General features: G+C 70.8%; 15 protein-coding genes and 2 pseudogenes. 6 read left to right on the top strand and 11 right to left on the bottom strand.

What is annotated here, in order from left to right; translation table 11 throughout:
* Nucleotides 1-283: 283 nt before the first annotated feature.
* The 6 genes from PZB75_RS18035 to PZB75_RS18010 form a co-directional block, all read right to left on the bottom strand.
* The gene (locus PZB75_RS18035; protein ID WP_275536331.1) at nt 284-1,516 is read right to left on the bottom strand and encodes a GNAT family N-acetyltransferase; all 1,233 of its coding nucleotides are present in this window, start codon (nt 1,514-1,516) and stop codon (nt 284-286) included.
* Between the two features lie 297 nt (nt 1,517-1,813).
* Nucleotides 1,814-2,932 (bottom strand): peptidase C39 family protein, encoded by a 1,119-nt coding sequence (locus tag PZB75_RS18030; protein ID WP_275536330.1) that lies wholly within the window; start codon nt 2,930-2,932, stop codon nt 1,814-1,816.
* A 131-nt stretch (nt 2,933-3,063) separates the two neighbouring features.
* Nucleotides 3,064-5,166, bottom strand: a complete 2,103-nt coding sequence (locus PZB75_RS18025) for an iron ABC transporter permease (protein WP_275536329.1) — start codon at nt 5,164-5,166, stop codon at nt 3,064-3,066.
* Complete coding sequence (locus PZB75_RS18020; protein ID WP_275536328.1) at nt 5,163-6,227, bottom strand: iron-siderophore ABC transporter substrate-binding protein; 1,065 nt, start codon at nt 6,225-6,227, stop codon at nt 5,163-5,165. Before PZB75_RS18020 ends, PZB75_RS18025 begins: the two co-directional genes overlap by 4 nt.
* 70 nt (nt 6,228-6,297) lie before the next feature.
* Nucleotides 6,298-7,161, bottom strand: coding sequence for an ABC transporter ATP-binding protein (locus PZB75_RS18015; protein WP_275536327.1), 864 nt, complete (start codon nt 7,159-7,161; stop codon nt 6,298-6,300).
* Between the two features lie 165 nt (nt 7,162-7,326).
* Nucleotides 7,327-8,202, bottom strand: coding sequence for an AraC family transcriptional regulator (locus PZB75_RS18010; protein ID WP_275536326.1), 876 nt, complete (start codon nt 8,200-8,202; stop codon nt 7,327-7,329).
* A 444-nt stretch (nt 8,203-8,646) separates the two neighbouring features.
* Between PZB75_RS18010 and PZB75_RS18005 the strand changes: the two are divergent.
* Nucleotides 8,647-8,814 (top strand): annotated as a pseudogene (locus PZB75_RS18005) (RNHCP domain-containing protein); the annotation flags it as partial.
* A gap of 68 nt (nt 8,815-8,882) precedes the next feature.
* Here PZB75_RS18005 and PZB75_RS18000 read toward each other — a convergent pair.
* Together PZB75_RS18000 and PZB75_RS17995 are read right to left on the bottom strand one after the other, a co-directional pair.
* Nucleotides 8,883-9,278, bottom strand: a complete 396-nt coding sequence (locus PZB75_RS18000) for an SRPBCC domain-containing protein (RefSeq protein WP_275536325.1) — start codon at nt 9,276-9,278, stop codon at nt 8,883-8,885.
* A gap of 5 nt (nt 9,279-9,283) precedes the next feature.
* On the bottom strand, nt 9,284-9,886 hold the full coding sequence (locus PZB75_RS17995; protein WP_275536324.1) for a CGNR zinc finger domain-containing protein: 603 nt from the start codon (nt 9,884-9,886) through the stop codon (nt 9,284-9,286).
* Between the two features lie 21 nt (nt 9,887-9,907).
* On the opposite strand from PZB75_RS17995, the gene PZB75_RS17990 reads away from it, so the two are divergent.
* Complete coding sequence (locus PZB75_RS17990; RefSeq protein ID WP_275536323.1) at nt 9,908-10,360, top strand: VOC family protein; 453 nt, start codon at nt 9,908-9,910, stop codon at nt 10,358-10,360.
* Between the two features lie 371 nt (nt 10,361-10,731).
* On the opposite strand, the gene PZB75_RS17985 is transcribed toward PZB75_RS17990, so the two are convergent.
* Nucleotides 10,732-11,298, bottom strand: coding sequence for a TetR/AcrR family transcriptional regulator (locus PZB75_RS17985; RefSeq protein WP_275536322.1), 567 nt, complete (start codon nt 11,296-11,298; stop codon nt 10,732-10,734).
* Between the two features lie 149 nt (nt 11,299-11,447).
* Between PZB75_RS17985 and PZB75_RS17980 the strand changes: the two genes are divergently transcribed.
* A complete protein-coding gene (locus tag PZB75_RS17980) occupies nt 11,448-12,917 on the top strand; it encodes an MFS transporter (protein WP_275536321.1) in 1,470 nt (489 codons plus the stop codon).
* A gap of 333 nt (nt 12,918-13,250) precedes the next feature.
* On the opposite strand, the gene PZB75_RS17975 is transcribed toward PZB75_RS17980, so the two are convergent.
* A complete protein-coding gene (locus PZB75_RS17975; RefSeq protein WP_275536320.1) occupies nt 13,251-13,868 on the bottom strand; it encodes a TetR-like C-terminal domain-containing protein in 618 nt (205 codons plus the stop codon).
* Between the two features lie 68 nt (nt 13,869-13,936).
* Here PZB75_RS17975 and PZB75_RS17970 point away from each other — a divergent pair, with 68 nt between their 5' ends.
* Together PZB75_RS17970 and PZB75_RS17965 are read left to right on the top strand one after the other, a co-directional pair.
* Entirely contained in the window at nt 13,937-15,271 is a 1,335-nt protein-coding gene (locus PZB75_RS17970; protein WP_275536319.1) for an alpha/beta hydrolase, read from the top strand.
* Nucleotides 15,272-15,493: 222 nt separating this feature from the next.
* Nucleotides 15,494-15,748 carry a hypothetical protein gene (locus tag PZB75_RS17965; RefSeq protein WP_275536318.1) on the top strand — a complete coding sequence of 85 codons (255 nt, stop codon included), beginning with the start codon at nt 15,494-15,496 and terminating at the stop codon, nt 15,746-15,748.
* 17 nt (nt 15,749-15,765) lie between these two features.
* On the opposite strand, the gene PZB75_RS17960 is transcribed toward PZB75_RS17965, so the two are convergent.
* Nucleotides 15,766-17,427, bottom strand: coding sequence for a TlrC/CarA/OleB/SrmB family ABC-F type ribosomal protection protein (locus tag PZB75_RS17960; protein WP_275536317.1), 1,662 nt, complete (start codon nt 17,425-17,427; stop codon nt 15,766-15,768).
* Between the two features lie 600 nt (nt 17,428-18,027).
* Here PZB75_RS17960 and PZB75_RS17955 point away from each other — a divergent pair.
* Nucleotides 18,028-19,076, top strand: a pseudogene (locus tag PZB75_RS17955) (tyrosine-type recombinase/integrase); the annotation flags it as partial.
* Nucleotides 19,077-19,123: the final 47 nt, after the last annotated feature.

The raw sequence follows: 19,123 nt of genomic DNA, 5'->3' as shown, positions 1-19,123 counted from the left end.
CCGATCCGGACCGCTGCTGTTTCACCATCGCCCTCCGGACCGCCCGCGACCAGGTCGTCCAGGCCGCCGCCGTCACCGGATCGATCCTTGGCTCGCTCAAGGAGAACCCCACCCGCCACTGGCGCCCCCGTGACATCGCTTCTCACTTCGGCGACATCACCATGGAGACCGTATCGGCAGCTCTCCGGATGGGCCGAGACCGGCCTCAACCACAAACTCGGCCCCGGCCTCTACACCGCCACGGCATGAACCCCGCCCGACATCCGGCTCGCAGCGGGCCCGATCAGAACCAGTGCAGGCAGTGCGGGGGACGTTCGGTGCCGAAGAGCGCGTCCGCGAGGACGGCAGCGCCCGGGTGGTGGGCCCGGATGTGTCCGGCGCGCACGAGCGTGCTCGGGTTGGTGCCGCCGAGGTAGACCGAGCTCAGGTCGCGCACGTCCAGGGACAGGTCGGGCTGCCGGTCCGTGGGGACGCAGTCGGCCTTGCCGTCGCGGATGGTCAGCAGGTGGCGGCCGTGCTCGCCCAGGAAGGGATCATCGACGTCCAGGACGAGTTCACCGTCCGTGAACCAGCCGCGTGCGGTCAGAGCACGCGGGACATCGAGAAGGCGCACCCAGAGCCAGTCGGCGTGGCCGCCGACCTCGCCGGCCCGGAGGTCGGCGAGTTGCCAGCGCAGCGGATGCTCGGGCGGGACATGCCGGAACACGACCTGTGAGACCAGGTCGTGTCCGAGTACGAACCGGGCCAGGGCCGTGAAGACCGCGTCGTCGACGGCGATGGTCTCGTCGACCGTCAAGGTGTTCTGCTCGCCGATGGAGTAGCTGGCGTACCCGTCCGCGGCGCCGTCGGCGTCCCGGTGGACGGCGACGTAGCGCGGCGCCGGGGAGATCGGCGGATGCCCCGCGCCCAGAGCCCACCAGCGGTGCGGCCGGGACAGCGCGCCGGGCTGGGCGCGGCGATACCGGTCGTAGACCGCTTCAAGGATCTCGCCGCACTCGGCACGCCGCAGTATCTCGACCGAACCGCTGCCGGAGCCGGTCGCTGGTGCGTCGGCCGTCGCGAGCGCCCGGGGAACGGCGAGGGCGGCCCTGTGGCGCGGCACCGTCAACCGCGCGGTGGAGGTCGCGGGTCCGTAACCGAACCTGCCGTAGATCGGGGCCTCTGAGGCCAGCAGCACGGAAAGGAACTCACCCCGAGCCCGTACCTCGGTGAGCTGGTGCCGCATCATCGCGCTGAGCACGCCACGTCGCCGGTGCGAGGGCAGGACGCCGACGGCGGTCACCCCGGCGACCGGGACGAGTGTCCGACCGGGCAGGGTGAGTTCGAAGGAGTACGCGGCGGCCGTGCCCACGGGCCTCCCGTCCGGTGCCACGGCGAGCAGGCCGCGGTCCATTTCCAGCGCCGACCACCAGCGCCCGCCGTCCGCGACCGGAGTTTCCGGGAAGTGCCCGAACGCCGCGTGGACCGTGTCGACGAAGACGTCCAGGTCCTCATCGGTCGTGGAACGAATCTCCATCGCTGCCGCTTCCTCCTCGGAATGCCGACATCCCGGGTCGTGGTGTCGGGCCACAGGGCAGGGTAGCCCTCTGGCCATGGCGAACGCGGAGCGGCCGAGTCCGGAGCGGGTCACCTCGGGCGAGGTCCGGAGCAGGTCGCCTCGGGCGGTCGGCTGGGCGCGGGCGACGTGATCGGCGACGTTCGGCGGGAACCTGAGCGGCGACAACGGCTCCCGAGTGGCGATTGCGCAGCGCGACACGGCTCCCGAGCGGCGATTGCGCGGCGCACGCGACCCGGCTCGGGCGGCCGTACGGGGCTACTCGTCGGCCGGAGCGGCAGGGGAGGCGGCTCGCCGCCGCGGGTGGCTGATGGTCACGGCTCCCCGGAAGCCCTCCGGCGACATCGTCGACATCGTGTCGAGCGACGGGTCCGGCACCGGCAGGAGGTGGGCGTCGACCCAGGTGTCTCCTGTCGCCGCGTTGGCCCATGGGTCCTCGATCACGACGGCGCCGGGTACGACGCCGTGGCAGAGCACCCAGTGCGGCACGTCGAACCCCTGCATCCCGGCGAGCGAGAGCAGGAGCAGTACATGCTCCTGTCGGCCGATCGCGTCCCGGATCTCGGTCAGGGAGAGGTGGCGCGGGTCGATCGGGACGCCGATGCGTTCGGCATCCGTACGGGACGTGCGCTGGAGCAGGGCACGCCACTCCTGGTCGCTCGAAGGGTAGTGGTCGAGCATGACAGGCCGGTCCGTGTCGAGGTGGACCGTGACCCGGGACGACGGCCGGGCTCGGCGCAGGGCAACACCCAGGCCGACGGGCTCGCACGCCGGGAAGTTGGTCGCGTCGCGCCACAGCGTCAGCTCCGCCTGGCGGTCGAGCGCCTCCCACGGCAGTGTTCCCGCGTGCACCTGCGCGACCAGGGCGGTGACGGCGCCGCAGGTGAAGTGTGTGGTCTGCCCGTAGTACGGGGGTGCGGTCACCACGCCGTCGCGCAACCAGCGAACGTAACCGGCAGCCGGTCCGGCCGCGCCCTCCGGCTGCGTGAGCGGAGGGCTCAAGGCAGCGAAGCCCGCGGCAACGGCGTCCTCGGGGCCAGCCGTCCATCCTTCCCATTTCAGCTGCGCGAGCTCCCGACGGCGTGCGTGGGCGACGACGGCCGCGACGGCCGCCTGCACGTCGCCGACGGCGTCGACGATCTTCAGATAGGCCGTGTCCGGGCGTGCGGTCACGAGCGCGGCAGCCGTCCAGTCCTCGCCGTCGTCACCGGGAACGGCCACGATGTGCGGGGCGTGGGCGGAGCGGTCGACCGCGCGCCAGCGCTCCGACACCTCGTGGGGTACGAGCCGCGCCAGTCGGTCCGGCGGGGTATCGGGCTCGTACGGTACGACGACGCTCTTCGGGGGCCGCAGGGGCCTCTCCTGCTGGGACGACATTCGGGTGCTCCTGGCGGGACGCGGGGGACGGGGGACGGGGTGCGGGGATTCACCCGTGGGTGCAGGCGGCCTGCCGGCGGGCTGAACCGGAGCCCGGGGCCGGTCGGTTCGGGCCCCGTACCGAACGGAGGTCATGCGCGGGACTGCCGGAGCACCCGGACGAAGTACGGTGCGCCGACCAGGGCGATCATGAGGCCCGCCGGCACCTGGGCGGGGGCGACGACTGTGCGGCCGAGTGCGTCCGCCACGCACACCAGCAGTCCGCCGAGCAACATCGCGACCGGGATCGCGCGGCCCTGCCGGGCACCCACCAGCGAACGGGCGAGGTGCGGAGCGACGAGCCCCACGAAGCCGACGACGCCGACGGCGACCACGCTGAGCGCCGCGAGCACCGCGGCGATCGCCAGTGCGGAGAAGCGGGTGCGCTCCACCCTGACGCCGACGATGCGCGGGGTGTCCTCGTCGACGGCGAGCAGGTCGAGCCGGTCGCGCATGGACAGCAGTACGGGAAGCGCGAGCGCCAGGGCCACCGCGACCGGTACGACGTCGGAGAACGTACGGCCGTAGGTCGTGCCGGAGAGCCAGGTGAAGATGCGGGGCGTGTTGTACGGGTCGGCGCGCAGCAGGAGGAAGGTGGTCACGGAGCTGAGGCCGTACCCCATGCCGATGCCGATCAGTACGAACCGGTCGGGCAGGAAGCCCCCGCGCCAGGCCAGCAGGGCGATCACCGCGAAGGTGGCGAGCCCGGCCGCGACGGCGACCGCGACGAGCACCGGCTGTCCGCCGCCCAGCCCCGACGTGACGACGCCCGCCGCGCCCAGCCCGGCGCCGGCCGTGATGCCGAGCACCCCCGGTTCCGCGAGTGGGTTGCGTACCGTGCCCTGCACGACGCATCCGGCCAGTCCGAGCGCCGCGCCGGCGAGGACCGCGGCGGTGACACGCGGCACCCGGTCGTCGAGCGCCTGGCCGATCAGGTCGGGGGCGGTGCCCTGGACCCAGAGGGCGATGTCCCCGGTCCGCAGCCAGAGGCTCCCCGCCAGGACCGCCACGAGGGCCGCCACGGCCAGCAGTGCTCCCGCGCCGGACGCGACGAGGAGATACGCGCGGTGGGATCGTACGGCGACCCGTGCCCGCGGGGGTTGCCGAAGCCGGCCCGTGTCACGCAGCCGCAGAGCGAGGACCACGATCACGACGGAGCCGAGCAGCGTGGTCGGCACACCGGTGGGGATGGAGGCCGCGCCGTCCGCCCCCTGCACCGCACGCAGAACCGCGTCCGCGAGCAGGATGAGCAGCGCGCCGAGCAGACCGGCCGCGGGGATCAGGAGCAGGTGCCGGCGCAACGCGCCGACCCGCCCCGCGATCAGGCGGGCCAGGACGGGGGCGCCGAGACCGACGAAGGCCATCGGGCCCGCGAGGGTCACCGAGGTGCTGGTCAGGAGCACCGCACAGACCACGGCGGTCACACGGGTGCTCCGGATCGGCACGCCGAGGGTGGATGCGGCGTCGTCGCCCAGGTTCATCACGTCCAGTCGCCGGGACAGTGCCAGGGCGGCGCACAGCACCACGACGACGAGGGGGACGGCGCGTACCGACGCGTCGATGTTCAGCTGCGAGAGTGAGCCGCTCCCCCAGGCGTAGAGACCGGTCGTGTTCTGGTCGAACAGGATGAGGAGCATCCCGGTCGCGGAGTCCAGGGCCATCGCCATCGCCGATCCGGCGAGGATGAGGCGGGTCCCGGAGGTGCCCGCGGCCCGGCCCGCGAGAAGCAGCACGAGCGCCGCCGCGACCAGGCCGCCGGCGAAGGCGACGACGCCCGACGCCCACAGCGGGACGGCGAGACCGAAGGCGGCGATGAGCGTGACGGCGAAGTAGGACCCGGCCGAGACCGCGAGGGTGTCCGGCGAGGCGAGCGTGTTGTGCGTGACGGACTGGAGCAGCGTGCCGGCGCAGCCGAGGGCGAAGCCCACCGCCACGCCCGCGAGCAGGCGCGGCAGGCGTGAGCCGGTGAGGATCTCGCCGACCGGCGCGCCGCCGGTGTTCTCCCGTTCCCCGGCGAGATGGCGCACCAGGTCACCGACACCGACGCCCGATGTCCCCTGGGTCAGGTGCCACATGCCCACCAGGACGGTCGCGACGAGGAGGACCGCCAGGACAGCCACCCCGGCGGGGCCGCCGCCGCCCTCCACGCGCGGCAGCACTCCCCCTTCCGGTGACGCGGTGCTTACCGTGCTCACTTCTTGTCGAGTACGTCGACGTAGGCGTCGATCGCCTGCTCGTTGGAGCGCGGGCCGCCGGCGCCCCACACCCGCGCCGGGAACGCGTGGGCGCGGCCTTCCTCGACGGCCGGGAGGGTCTTCCAGATCGGGTTCTTCCGCAGCGCGGCGACGTATCCGCCGGCGCCTTCGTCGTTGGCGTAGAAGAGGTTGGCGTCGCCCACCGCGACAAGTCCCTCGACGTCCGTCTGCGCGAGGCCGTAGGCGGGGTCGACACCCCCGTCACCGTGCTCCTTGTTGACGCTGCTGGTCCACGCGGGCTTCATGCCGAGTTCCTTGCCTATCTCGGTGAACAGGGCGCCGTCGCTGTAGGGGCGGACGGTGAGGTTGCTTCCCTCAAGCCATCCGTCGAAGAACACGAAGTCCTTCGTCGGCAGGTCGGCGTCGGTGACCTGCTGCTTCGCCTTCGCAAGGTGCTGGTCGAACTCCTTGAGCACCTGGCCGGCCCGCTCGGTGCGTCCCGTCGCCTCGCCGATCATGCTGAACACCTCCCTCATGTTCCCGATCGGGTCCTTCGGGTTCGCCCCTCGCGTGGCCATCACGGGGACGCCTCTCTTCTCCAGCTTCTTGATCATCTCGTCCTTGGCGTCGAACGCCTCCACGATGACGAGGTCGGGCTTGGCCGCGTAGAGAGTGTCGAGGTCGGGCTCCTCACGTGTGCCGATGTCCGTCACCCCGCTGGGCAGCTTCTCCGCGCTGACCCAGGTGCTGTATCCCTTCGCGTCGGAGACGGCGGTGGGGGTGACGCACAGGGTCAGCGCGTCTTCGACCTGCTGCCATTCCAGGACCGCGATGCGCTTGGCGGGCTTGTCGAGCTTCACCTGCCGACCGACGCCGTCCTTGAGGGAGACCGGCTTCGTCGAGGTGGCCGTGGTGTCCTGGGCGCAGTCCTTCGACGCGGGGGCCGCGCCGGCGCTGCTCTTGGCCGTGATCTTGTCGGCGTCGGTCGTACCGCAGGACGTGAGGGCGAAGAGGGCGAGCCCGGTCGAGGCTGCGGCCGTCAGGCGACTGGCACGGTTCATGAGGGTTCTTCTTTCTCGAACGATTCGCCGGAGCGGCGAACGGGCTGCTCCGGAAGGGGTGCCGCCCTCTTCAGGAGAGGTGGCGCCCGAGGGGGTCGATACGCAGGCGGCCCGTGCGCGGGTCGACGCCGACGTCGACCCGGATGTCGTAGACCTCGCCGATGTTCTCGGCGGTGAGAACGTCGGCGGGTGCGCCCGCCGCGTGCACACGGCCGGCCCGCATGAGGACCAGCGTGTCCGCGACACGGGACGCCTGGTCGAGGTCGTGCAGCACGATCCCGACCGCGATGCCGTGCCTCTCCACCAGATCCCGCACCAGGTCGAGCGTCTCGAACTGGTACCGCAGGTCCAGGTGGTTGGTCGGCTCGTCCAACAGCACGACACCGGTGTCCTGGGCGAGGCATGCCGCGAGCCAGACACGCTGCATCTCCCCGCCGGAGAGTTCCCCGACCTGCCGGCTCGCCATGTCCCGTACTCCGGTGACGCCCATGGCGCGGTCGACGGCGGCACCGTCCTCGACGGTCGGTCCGGCGAGGCCACGCCGGTAGGGGTGACGTCCGAACGCCACGACCTCCGCGACCGTCAGTCCCTGGGGTGCGGGCCTCGACTGAGAGAACAGTGTGACCTCGCGGGCGAACTGACGAGGGCTGAGCAGGGCCGCGTCACGCTCGGCCCGTCCGTCAGGGGCGCCGAGCGTCACCCGGCCGCCGTCCACCTGATGCAGTCGGGAGAGTGCGCGCAGCAGCGTGGACTTTCCGCTGCCGTTCGGCCCCACAAGGGCGGTCGCGCGGCCGGGTTCCAGGGCGATCGAGACACCGTGGACGACCGGCTTGCCGCCGTAGCGCAGTACCAGGTCGTGCCCGTTGAGCACGGCCACCGGGGCGGCGGGGCCGGCCGGGGGTCTTCCGGCACGCCGGAAAGGGCTTGTGAACATGAAGAGATCCGGATGATCGGAGGGGCGCGGACTGCGGCACCCCCGTCCGGCCTTCACCGGCCAGGCCGCACACTCTCCCGCGCGCGGACAGCGCCGTGCGCGGCGAGCAGCAACTAAGGGTTACCTAACTCCCAGAAGACTATATTCGACTCGCCATGCCGACAATCAGGCGTTCTCGCCACCCGATACGGAATTCGGGACATCCCCGGGCACTCTGTCCGCCGCGTCGAAGAACGCGCCCGGCGTGGTTCCCATGACACGCCGGAAGGCGGCGATGAAGGAGCTGGGCTGCGCGTAGCCGAGGCTCTCGGAGACCGACATCACATCGAAGCCGTCGGAGAGGAGCATCAGCGCCCGGTGCACACGCAGCATCTGCCGCCATTGCGCGAAGGAGAGACCTGTCGTCTGACGGAAAGCGCGGGTGATCGTACGGCCGCTGGTTTCCAGCAGCCGCGCCCATTCGTCCAGTGAACGGCAGTCGGCGGGATCGTCCAGCAGGGCTTCGGCGATCGCGTCGATCCGGGGGTCGCCAGGCAGCCGCAACGCGAGCTGGTGCTCCGAGGGCTGGATCACGTCGAACACGACGGATTCCGCCCGCAGCCGGGCCGCCACGGGAAGATCCGTGCGGGACAGATGAGTCAGCAGCGACACGAGCAAGGGCGTCATCGCGATCGCCTTCGGCTCCCCGAACGCGATCGGCGTGCGGTCAGGGGCGAAGAAGGCGTCGTGGAACTGCGCGCCCTCCGTCGCCCGGCCCGCATGCACCACTCCGGCAGGCATCCACAGCCCGTGCCCCTCGAACACGGTGAAGACGCGGTCACCCACCCGGGACGTCAGCGTTCCCCCGCGCACCCAGACGAGCTCGTGCAGGCGATGCGAGTGCGGCGCCCACTCCGTGGGAGCGGGGACGATCCGGAACTCGGCGACGATGGCACCGGAGGCCACCGCCTGCTCCGGGAGCGACACGGCCCGGCGCATCACAGTGCCCACCTCGCGCTGCCGCATCCCGGGGTTCGCCTCACCACGGGACGATCGGACCATGCGGACGAGTCTAAGGGCTGTCCCGCGATCCGTGGTGGATCAGCGTGCGGCGTCGGATGCGGTGCATCGCAAGGCGGAGGGGCGTCCGCATACTGCATTGTATGGGGACGTTCCGACAACGCCGCGAGGTGCCGTAGCTGTCGTCGCACGCCCACCAGGGATCGCGGGACAGCCCTCAGCCCGGTCGACAGATGCAGTACGCGACCGGCTGGTCCTCGCCTTCCGGTCACGGAGCGATCAGCCACCGCAGTGCGATGACACCGTCCGGGACGAGTTTCGGGCGGCGGCCGGCCGGGCGGACACGCGGGAACACGAAGCGGGCGGACATGGAGGCTTCCGAGCCCTTGCGCCGGTGACCGTGGCCGCACTGTCGCGCCCTGCGGCAGGACGTGTCCGCGCAGGCCGGCCGGGACCCCCTGCGGCCCAGCGCGAGGACGAACCCATGACAGCAACGCGGGGATGTCGCCGATCGCCATCGCGGTGCTACGCACCGGCGACCGGATGGTCGTCCACCGCTGCGTGCGCCGCGACGAGCTGACCTCCGACCCCACCCGCGCGGACGGCAACCGACTCATCCTGATGCGGATGGCCGTGCCGCCCCTCGCACACCCCCTCGTTCGTGAGAGGACTTCCGACGACTTGGTGCGTGTCGGTCTCCGGTCAGGTGCCGCAAGCCGTCGTCACTGCCGGTCGAGGGCGGTAGCGACCTGGTCCATGACGCGCCGCCAGTGCGCCCGTTGCCGTTCGCGCTCTTCAGCGCTTGCCAGGTGCTCCTGGTGGAAGCGGAGTGTCGTCCGGGCTCCGTCGACTGCGGGGGTGAGGGCGACCTGGACCGTGGTCGTGCCGTGGGTGACGCGGATGCGGTCTGCGGGGCGGTAGCCGCGCACCTCGCCCGCCACTCCTTCGGTCGTCCGGTAGGGGGTGCCGTGTTCCGGTGCGAGGACCGCGCCGGAGCCGAGCCAGAGGGCGATGCCTTCGGGGCTGCTGATGAAGTCCCAGACGATGGTTGCGGGGTGGGGCAGGAGGCGGGACACGCCGATCTGCCAGCCGGCGTCCTCGGTGAGTCCGGTGGGCATGACGGTCATCCTTCCTCGATGTGGCGGGCGCGCAGCGCCCTGACCTTGTGGCGGTTGCCGCAGTGCTCCATGGAGCACCAGCGGCGGCGGCCGGGGCGTGAGGTGTCGACGTAGACGAGGTGGCAGTCCTCGGCGGCGCAGGCGCGGATGCGGTGCGCGAAGGGGCCGGTCAGCAGCTCGACGGCGTCCCGGGCGACGGTGGCCGCCAGGTGCGTGCCGGTGGGGGTTCCGGCCCACTGTCGCTTGCCGGTCGGCGTGATGGTGGGGGCCATGGCCGGACGGGCGGCTGCTTCGTTGATGGCCTTGAGGTCGCAGGGCGGGTGAGGCTCGCCGCGCGTGTGGGCGATGATCACCCGGAACAGTGCGTCGCGCAGCCCTCGCATGTAGGCCACTTGCGCTTCGGAGATGTCCAGTGCGGGCGTCGGGGTCAGCCGCGACCGGTCCGCCCATGCTGCCAGGTCGGCGGGCTCGTGCAGGACCTCGTACCGGCGGTAGGGGCCGGGGCCGCCGGTGGTCAGCAGTTCCAGGCACAGCGCGCCGGGGTCGAACCGGTAGGCGACGCCGGTATGGGAGTGCAGCGTCAGCCCCTTGGTTGCCGAGGAGTCCATGTAACCAATATAACTGGTTACATGGCATTGAGCTGGAAGCTGGTCATCGACAGCACGAACGCACCCGTCCTCGCGGACTACTGGGCCGCGGCCTTGGAGTACGAGACAGAAGACCCCAGCGCTCTCATCGAGCAACTGCTGGTCGCCGGCCAGATCGGCGAGGAGGCAGTCACCGAGCATCGCGGCCGCAAGACCTTCCGAGGCTATGCCGCGATCCGCCACCCCGAGGACCCGTTCGACGAGACCAGCGGTGTCGGCCGCGGGCGACGGCTGCTCTTCCAGGACGTGCCCGAGGGCAAGAGGGGCAAGAACCGTCTGCACCTCGACATCCACAGCGAACCCGGCGGCCTCGACGAGCTGTTGGCCAGGCTGGAAGACCTGGGGGCGACCCGCGTCCGAGAGGTGAACAAAGGGCCGGCCGGGCACTGGTGGATCATGCAGGACCCGGAGGGCAACGAGTTCTGCGTGGCGTAAGTCCGGCCCCGGCCGGCTACCGAGCACTGGTTCTCCGGTACCGGGGACGGGTCTCATACGCTGCTCAGGACGCCGATCGGCCGTGCCGTGCGGCGTCGGCCGCGGGGCCTTTGGGCCTGGCGCCGTGCGGGGGCCGGGCACCGTCGCCGGCTGGGCGGCCAGGTTCAGCTCCCAACTCCGGGCGGCTGTTCCCGTCCGGCTCGAAGCGGCCGTAGCAGTTCACGCGCGTCCAGAACGTCGGGGACGGGGCCGCAGGCGCCGGCCGCCGTCGTGAACACGCAGGGGGAACGTCTCCGGCTCCGGGGCGGCGCCCGCACCTCACGGAGCCCTGGTGCCGCGCCCGAGGGGTGATCGCGGGGGCCGGGTGGGGGTCACAGCAGTCGGTCGACCAGCCCGTCGACGTAGTCCGGGGTGAGCGGGACCATGCCGAACAGGACGCGGATATACATCGGGGCCAGGATGTGGTCCAGCACGTCGAGCGCGTCGGGTGCGTGCTCGCCCCGGTCGCGGGCGCGATCGAGCATGGACCGCAGTTGCCGGGTGCGTTCGGCGCGGAGGTCGGCACTGGCCCGCAGGCCCTGCTGGCCGCTGCCCGACAGGGCGACGGCCAGGTGCAGCACCGCCGGGCCGTCGGGTCCGGTGATCTCGCGGGCCACCTGGGCCGCGTAGGTGCGCAGGTCGCCGGCGAGGCTCCCGGTGTCGGGCATCGGCGACTGCGCGTTGAGGCGGGTGAGCGCCACGTCGGTGAGCAGGGTTTCCAGGCTGCCCCAGCGGCGGTAGACGCTGCTGTCCGCCACGCCCGCGCGGGCCGCGATCTCGCCGACGGTGAAGTTGCCGTAGCCGCGCTCGCCGATCAGGTCGGTGACCGCCTGATGCACCTGCGTGCCGACGCGGGCACTGCGCCCGCCGGGCCGCCGGGCTCGCTGTCGCTCGTTCATGCCCCCACCTTAACGCAGCAGGGACTTGCGTTTAAGGGGTGGGCCTCCTTATAGTCACCTAACGCAGTCGCGGACTGCTTTAGTGTGTTCGGGTCGGTCGCCCCCGCGTCGACCGTGACCGGGCGCACCTGACGACCGAGGGGGATTCCATGACTGCGACGCATGCGACCGCAGACAGCCGGTCAAGCCGGGCCGTGCTGCTCACGGTGACCTGTCTGGGCCAATTCATGGTCCTGCTCGACAACACGATCGTCGGAGCGGCGCTGCCCGATATGCAGCACCGGCTGCACATCCAGCTGACCGGTCTGCAATGGATCGTCGACGCGTATGTACTGCTGGTCGCCATGCTGCTGCTGTCCGGCGGTGTCTTCGCCGACCGGTTCGGCCGCAAGCGGGTGTACCTGACCGGCGTGGCGGTGTTCACCGCCGCGTCGCTGCTGTGCAGCCTCGCGCCCTCGGCCGGCTGGCTGGTCGCCGGCCGGGCGCTGCAGGGCATCGGGGCCGCGGCGCTGAGCCCTGCCTCGCTCGCCCTGCTCGCCGCCGCCCATCCCGCGCCGCAAGAACGAATCAGGGCGATCGGGCTGTGGGCCGGACTGAGCGGAATCGGTCTGGCCGCAGGCCCCGTGGCCGGCGGCGTACTGACAGAAGCCTTCGGCTGGCCCGCCATCTTCCTGGTCAACCTGCCCATCGGCGTGGTCCTTCTGCTGATCGGCCAGCGCCACCTCACCGAGTCCCGCAATCCGGGCGCCCCCGCGATCGACATCCCGGGCACGGCGCTGTCCGTCCCGGGGGTGGGGATACTGACCTACGGGCTGATCGAGGGCGGTGCACGCGGCTGGACGTCACCGGTCATCCTGGGCAGCTTCACCGCCGCGGTGATCCTCCTCGCCGCCTTCGTCGCCGTCGAAGCGCGGCGCTCCGCCCCGATGCTGCCGCTGCGGCTGTTCCGCCGGCGCCTGTTCACCGTGTCCAACACCGCCATGGTCGTGGCCGGATTCGCGCTCATGGGCTCGTCGTTCTTCTTCTCCCAGTTCTTCGTGTACGTCCAGGGCAGCTCGATCCTGCGCGCCGGCCTTCAGACCCTGCCGATGTCCCTCGCCATGGTCATCGTCAGCCCGTACGCGGGCCGGCTCGCCGCCCGGTACGGCTTCCGCATCGTGGTCACCACCGGCCTGGCTTTGGCCGGCCTGGGACTGCTGTCACTCGGCACGGTGCACGCCGACACCGGCTACGAGAACGTGTGGTGGCGCCTGGGACTCGCCGGCACCGGCTTCGCCCTGACCATGTCCCCCCTGACGGGAGCCGCCATCCAAGCGGTCAGCCCGCAGGAAGGCGGCCTCGCCTCAGGCATCAGCAGCACCACCCGGCAGATCGGCGCGGTACTCGGCGTCGCGGCACTCGGAGCCGTCGTCCGCACCCGGCAATCCGGCGGCGCCTCCTTCGAGACCGGCCTCAACAGCGCCTTCCTCACTGCCGGCGCCATCACATTGGCCACCGCCGCGTTCACCGGCCTGTGGCTGACCAGATCCAGGCCCGCAGAAGGCTCCACAGCGCCGCGACATTCCACCGATCCCGACGCGGTCACCACCTCGAACAAGACACCTACGAACAGCCGTTGACAACAACAACCGCCCCGGACGGCCACCGGACCGCGCCGGGAGCGCCCACGGCCCAGCCGACGCGTGGCCGGCTCGGATCGGCATGAAGTCACCAGACCGGCCGCCCGGTTCTCCCCGCTCCCGTACGGCCACATGACCCTCGGCGATACTCCTTCACCCGGCGCTTCGGCACCGGGCCCCGGATCAGTCTCATGGACGTCATTTCACCTGGTGCGTCGGTGGTGGTCGGTGAGGGCCGATATGGACAGCCACGAACCGATCCGTGCCGGCTGGGGAGGGTACTTCGACTCGGCTCTCCGCCAGCCGTCTCCGTGCGGCTGCGGAGCAATGGCTTCACAACGCCGAGTCTGCGCGTCGAAGGCCAGGGAAGGCGGCGGGAGTTGCCCAGCCGCGTAGTACTGCGTCAATCGTGGACCGGAACGCGGTCTCGGCTGCGGCGCCGTCAAGGCTGCCGGCGAGTTCGAGGGTCACGAGCCCGTGCAGGGCGACCCACAACGAGACGGCGATCTGTGTGGTGTCGCCTGCGAGGATGTGGCCCACCACGGCGCGGTCGATCGCCGCGACAAGCGGCCGCACTGGGTCGCGGTCGCCGATCCGGTGCGACGGGACGAAGGACTGCGCGCCGCCGAACAACACCGTGTACAGGTGGCGGTGTTCGCGTCCCCAATGGCGATATGCCGCGGCCAACGCGTGCAGATCCTCCAAGGCGGCCCCAGAGCCGGGAACGGCCGTCAGGTCCTGGAACAGGCCGGCGACCGCTTGGTCGCGCACCTCGCGGATCAGCCCGTCCTTGCCCTGGAACAAGGTGTACACCGCCGCAGTCGACGTTCCGGCGGCGGTGGCCAGCGCGCGGACCGTGACCGACCCCTGGGGACGGGTGGCGAACATCTCGGTCGCGCATGCCACGAGCCGTTCTCTGACGGCGGCGTCGTTCGTCCTCGGTCTTCCCATGGGAAGCAGTCTACCCGTGCTGTAACATCGTTTCAAAACAGCGTTTCAAAAGATTGGAAGAGATCACCATGCCACCGTCCGTCATACGTCCCCTGCGCTTCATGGCCCGCCTGCTGGCGGCCGCCGCCGCGGCGGTGGGGCTGGTCGCCTTCTTCCTGGCGCTGATCGTCGCCACCGACGGAGCGGGATCGGGGTTCGCCGCATGGTTCGCGGCTGTCGGGGTCGCGGTCATCGCGGCGCTGTGGTGGGGCCGCCGACGCTCCTGGCGGGGACGGCTGGTGCCATTCCTGCCGGTGCTCGTCGCAGCGGCCCTGACTCTGTCGGTGTGCGTCCCCACCGTCTCCACGACGCGCCACTACCCGCCCGCCCTGGCGTTCGTGACCACCGAGCACTGGCGCCTGTCCACCGGCGCCCGGGTCGCGGTCTACCACTACCCGCCCACCGGCAACAGCCCCCGGCGTCCCGTGCCGCTCGTCTACCTCAACGGCGGGCCGGTGCGCGGTATCTCGGTGCTCGACCACCACTTCCTGCAGCGGCTCGCGGGGCAGGGCTACGACGTGTACGCCTACGAGCAGGCCGGCGGCGGACGCAGCGACCTGCTACCCATGAACCAGTACTCGATCACCCGGTCCGTCCATGACCTCGGCGCCTTCGTCGGTAAGCTCGGCAAGGGCCGCGTCGACGTGCTGGGGTTCTCCTCGGGCGCGGTCGTGCTCACCCGCGCGCTCGCCGACCCGGCCACCGCCGCACACCTGCGCCGGGCGGTCGTCGCCGAGCCAGGCCCGATGGACGGCCCCACCGCCCGGATCGCGGGGCAGAAGGGCCGACCGTCAGCCCGCAGCGTCGCACCGGCCATGACCGGACCGCGCTCCACACACGTCCCGCGTTACGCGGTCGCGTTCGGCCTCATGCGGCTCGGACTGCTCAGCCCAGACAACGGGCTGGTAGGACAGGCGGAGGGCGACAACGCCTTCACCGCCGCTGATCTCGGCAGCGACACCGCGTCCGCCTACTGCGCGCGGGACGCGCAGCGCATCCCGGTCGAAGACACGGCGGGAAACTTCTCCTTCAGCGCCGCCGCCAGCCTTCGTATCCAGCAAACGATCAAAGACTCCGCTTCCATCGCTCCTCAGCTGAGGCGCTCCCGGACACCCGCGATGCTGATGATCGCCGAGTGCTCCTCCCAGGTCCGGCAGTGGGCGACGACCATCCTTGCGGACAACCCCGCCATCCAGCGCACCCAGTACATGCCAGGCGTCGGCCACCACATGTGGAACGGCCTGGGTGACAACGACCAACGAGCGGCAGCCGTCATCACCGCGTTCCTCCAGGACAAGCCCGCACCGCTGCCCGACTACCCGACCCGAGCTGACATCCCGGCCTTCCTCCGCGATCACAAGTAAGCGGGCAGGGGGCCTGTCCGAAGTGTGACGCACAAACCGGCTCACCGTGCCGCTCGCGCGGCGGCGCAGTCGCCTGCGCCTACCACACCCGCCGCTTCGCGTTCTTCGCCTCGATGGCGGAGACCCAGCGGGAGAACATCCGGGAGTCGACGCTGGAGGGGCTCGACACCGCGGCCCGCCAAGGGCAAGCACGGCGGCCGGGCGCCGGTCATCACCGACGACATGCTGCACACCGTGCTGCGACGTCGCGCGGGAGGTGAGTCCGCCGGGCAGATCCGGCCCGCCCTGATCAGCCCCACCGGCAAGCACAAGGGTCGGAACCCTTCGGTGGCCAACGTCTACCGGGCGCTCGCCGAGCACGCCAAGCGCGAGGCGTACCCGCAGGCCGTCGAACGGGCCCACGCCGACTTCGCCGCCCTCCAGACGGGCGGAGTCCCCGGACCCCGCCTCACTCCCCCTGACCGGGCATCACTCTGATGACAGAGAGCCACTTGTCACTTCGCCGTTGCTCCGGGGGAACAGGGCCGAGGCTGTGCGACGTGGCCGGCGTTCAGTTCCACGTGCCTGCCGGTGAAGCGGGTTCGCATGCGGCGGTCGTGGGTGACGACGACGACCGCGCCTCGGTAGCGGGCCAGGGCTCCTTCCAGTTCTTCGACCAAGACGGGGGAGAGATGGTTGGTGGGCTCGTCCAGCAGCAACAGGTCGATGGGTTCGCTGACGAGGCGGGCCAGTTCGATCCGGCGCCTTTGTCCGTAGGACAGTTCGCTCACTCTCAGGCGCAGGTCGGCAGGGCTGAACAGGCCGAGGGACAACAGATGGGCGATGTGCTGGTCCAGTTCGCCTCCGCGGCCGTGGGCGAACGCCTGTGGGATGGTCAGGCCAGGCGGCCACGGTGTCTCCTCCTGTCTCAAGTGCCCGACCCGGCCCCGCGTACGCACCGTCCCCTCATCGGGCTGCAACTCCCCCGCCAGCACCCGCATGAGCGTCGTCTTGCCGGCCCCGTTGGGCCCGGTGACCAACAGCCGCTCCCCGCCGCCGATCCGCAGCGAAGGTACGTGCAGCCGTTCCTCGACACGGATGCCGGTGAGTTCCGCCGCGGCCTGCGACGTCCGACCGTCGGTGGTGGTCATCCGAGCGGCGAAGACCAGCGGTTCGGGCGGCGGCGCGACAGGATTGTCCGTCAGCCGGTCGACACGCTCCTTCGCATTGCGGATACGGACCATCGCCCCGTGACCACGGCCGCGGGCACGGAAGCCGCCGTGGCCGAACACGGCAAACGGCAGCTTGCGAGGCACCGCCTCCAGCCGTGCCACGTTCGTGGCGGCCAACTTCTGGTTGCGGGCCAGCTCCGCGCACCAGTCCGCGTACTCCTGCAGACGGCGCCGCCGCTCAGCGGCCTTGGCGGCAAGGTAGCCGTTGTAGCCGTCGCCGTGACGCGTCACCTTGCCCTCGCGGACCTCCAGGATCGTGGTGGTGACCCGTTCCAGGAACACCCGGTCATGGGTGACCGCGAGCACCGTGCCGCGATGCGCCCGTAGGTGTGCCTCCAGCCAGCTCACCGCCTGGTCGTCCAGATCGTTGGTCGGCTCGTCCAGCAGTAGCAGCTCCGGCTGGGACGCCAGGGTCGCGGCCAGCGCCAGCCGTGAACGCTCACCGCCCGACAGCGTGCCCAGGGCCCGGTCCCGAGCCAGACCCGGCAGGCCGAGCCCGTGCAGGGCGACGTCCACCCGGGCGTCGGCCTCGTAGCCGGCGCGCGCCTCGTACTGGGCGACCATGCGGGCGTAGGCGTCCAGCGCGGCGGTGAGCTCCGCCCCCGCCGAGCCCGTGAGCCCGGCTTCGGCGTGGTGCATCCGCGCTTCGAGTTCACGCAGGTCGGCAAGAGCCATGTCCACCGCGTCCTGGACGGTGGCCTCGGATGGCAGGGTCAACGACTGGGCCAGATAGCCCGAGCCGCCTGGTGCGATCACAGTCAGTTCGCCGTTGTCGGGCCGGTCCTGTCCGGCGATCAGTCGCAACAGGGTGGATTTACCGGCTCCGTTGTCGCCGACGATGCCGGCCCTCTCGCCCGGCTTGACGCTGAAGGACACGTCGTCCAGCACGACGTGGTCGTCGTAGCGGCGGGTGACGTTCTGAAGAGATAGCTGTGCGGTAAGCATGGAGTCCCCTGTTCTCGGCCGGGCCGATCGGCACGGGTGGACGGACGCATCCGCGCACGCCGGAAACACTCCGCGGCACGCCGGGCAGACGGCATCACGGGAGGAACGGAAGCACGGATGAGAACGCGCGACGACGGAGCCGAGCTCAACGCGGCCGCACGGGGAATATCACAGAGAACCCATGCGCAGCACCGTAGGCGGGGAGCCCGTGGGGCTGCAAGCTGTTTTCTTCGGTGAGGTGGCAGAAAGGTGCAACAGAGGCGGGCGAATCCCCTCGGTCGACCGGCGACGACGAGTACGCGTACGGCACCGGCGCGGACGGCACGGGAAGCCGGATTCTCGCCGCCGGGAGGGCGGGTCCCACCTCCGCGAAAGCCAACCCGTTTGAGATCGCAACCGAACCGCGTTCCCGGACTCTCTGGAAGCTCCGCAGATCAGAGCCCCGTCACCCACCGACTCGAATGCGACAGGACAGGCGTCTCCGTCCCCGAGATCGCGGGCAAGCTCACCATCAAGACCATCAAGAACGCGGGCACCTCGCCGTCCGTCGCCTCGCTGTACCGCGCGTTCGCCGAGGCCGAGGAAGCCGAACCGGTGGTGCAGTGGCTCGACCGGTGGCTGGCCGGCAAGCGCATACGCAAGTCCGGCCTCAACCGCTACGAGACCGACATCCGCGTCCACCTGAAGCCGCGCATCGGAAACCGGCGTCTGGACCGGCTGCGCGTCAGCCACCTCAACGAGATGTTCACGGACATCCGCGACGCCAACGCCCAAATCCTGGAGGACAACGCCCAGCGGCGCGCCGCAATCGACGAGATGGCGACCGTGCCCTGGAAGGGCGTGGAGAACCGCGCCCACCGTAAGGCGATGAAGGCCGCGATCGACGAGATGCCGCCCTTCCGGCGCCCGACCGGACCCGCCACGCGCCTGCACGTCAAGACGACGCTCCGGCTGCCCTGAACGATGCGATCCGGCAACAAATCATCACGTTCAACCCCGCCGCCCATGTCGAGATCGATCCCGTGCGCAAACCGAAGGCGCTCGTCTGGACGGACGAGCGGGTCGCCAAGTGGGAACAGACGGGCGAGAAGCCGTCACCCGTGATGGTCTGGACACCCCAGCAGACCGGTGCCTTCCTCGACTTCGTCGCCGAGGACCGGCTATACGCGATGTGGCACCTGATCGCCTTCCGGGGCCTGCGCCGTGGCGAGGCGTGCGGGCAGCCATGGTCGGAGATGAACCTCGACACCCACTCCCCCACCGTCTCCTCCCAACTCGTACAGGACGGCTGGGAAGTCGAGTCGTCTGATCCCAAGACCGGCAGCGGCTTCCGCATCGTGGCGCTCGACGACGACACCGTCGACGTCCTGGAACGCCATCGCAAACAGCAGTACGCGGACCGCGCGGAGTGGGCGACAGCCTGGGTCGATACCGGACTCGTCTTCACCCAGGCCGACGGCTCCTGGCTCCACCCCGGTAAGGTCACTGACCTCTTCGAACGACTCGTCGCCGTCTCCGGCTTCCCTCCGATCCGCCTACACGACCTCCGGCACGGAGCTGCCACACTCATGCTCGCCGCCGGCATCGACGTCAAGATCGTCTCCGACACCCTCGGCCACAGCGATACCCGGATCACGCGGGACATCTACCCGAACCCTCAGGAATTGCATCAGGCGGGCGAGAAACCGCAGGTCGC

The organism is Streptomyces sp. AM 4-1-1 (assembly GCF_029167625.1).
Lineage (GTDB): Bacteria > Actinomycetota > Actinomycetes > Streptomycetales > Streptomycetaceae > Streptomyces.
The sequence above is the reverse complement of the archived record's forward strand: the minus strand, read 5'-3'. Positions and strand labels throughout refer to the sequence as shown.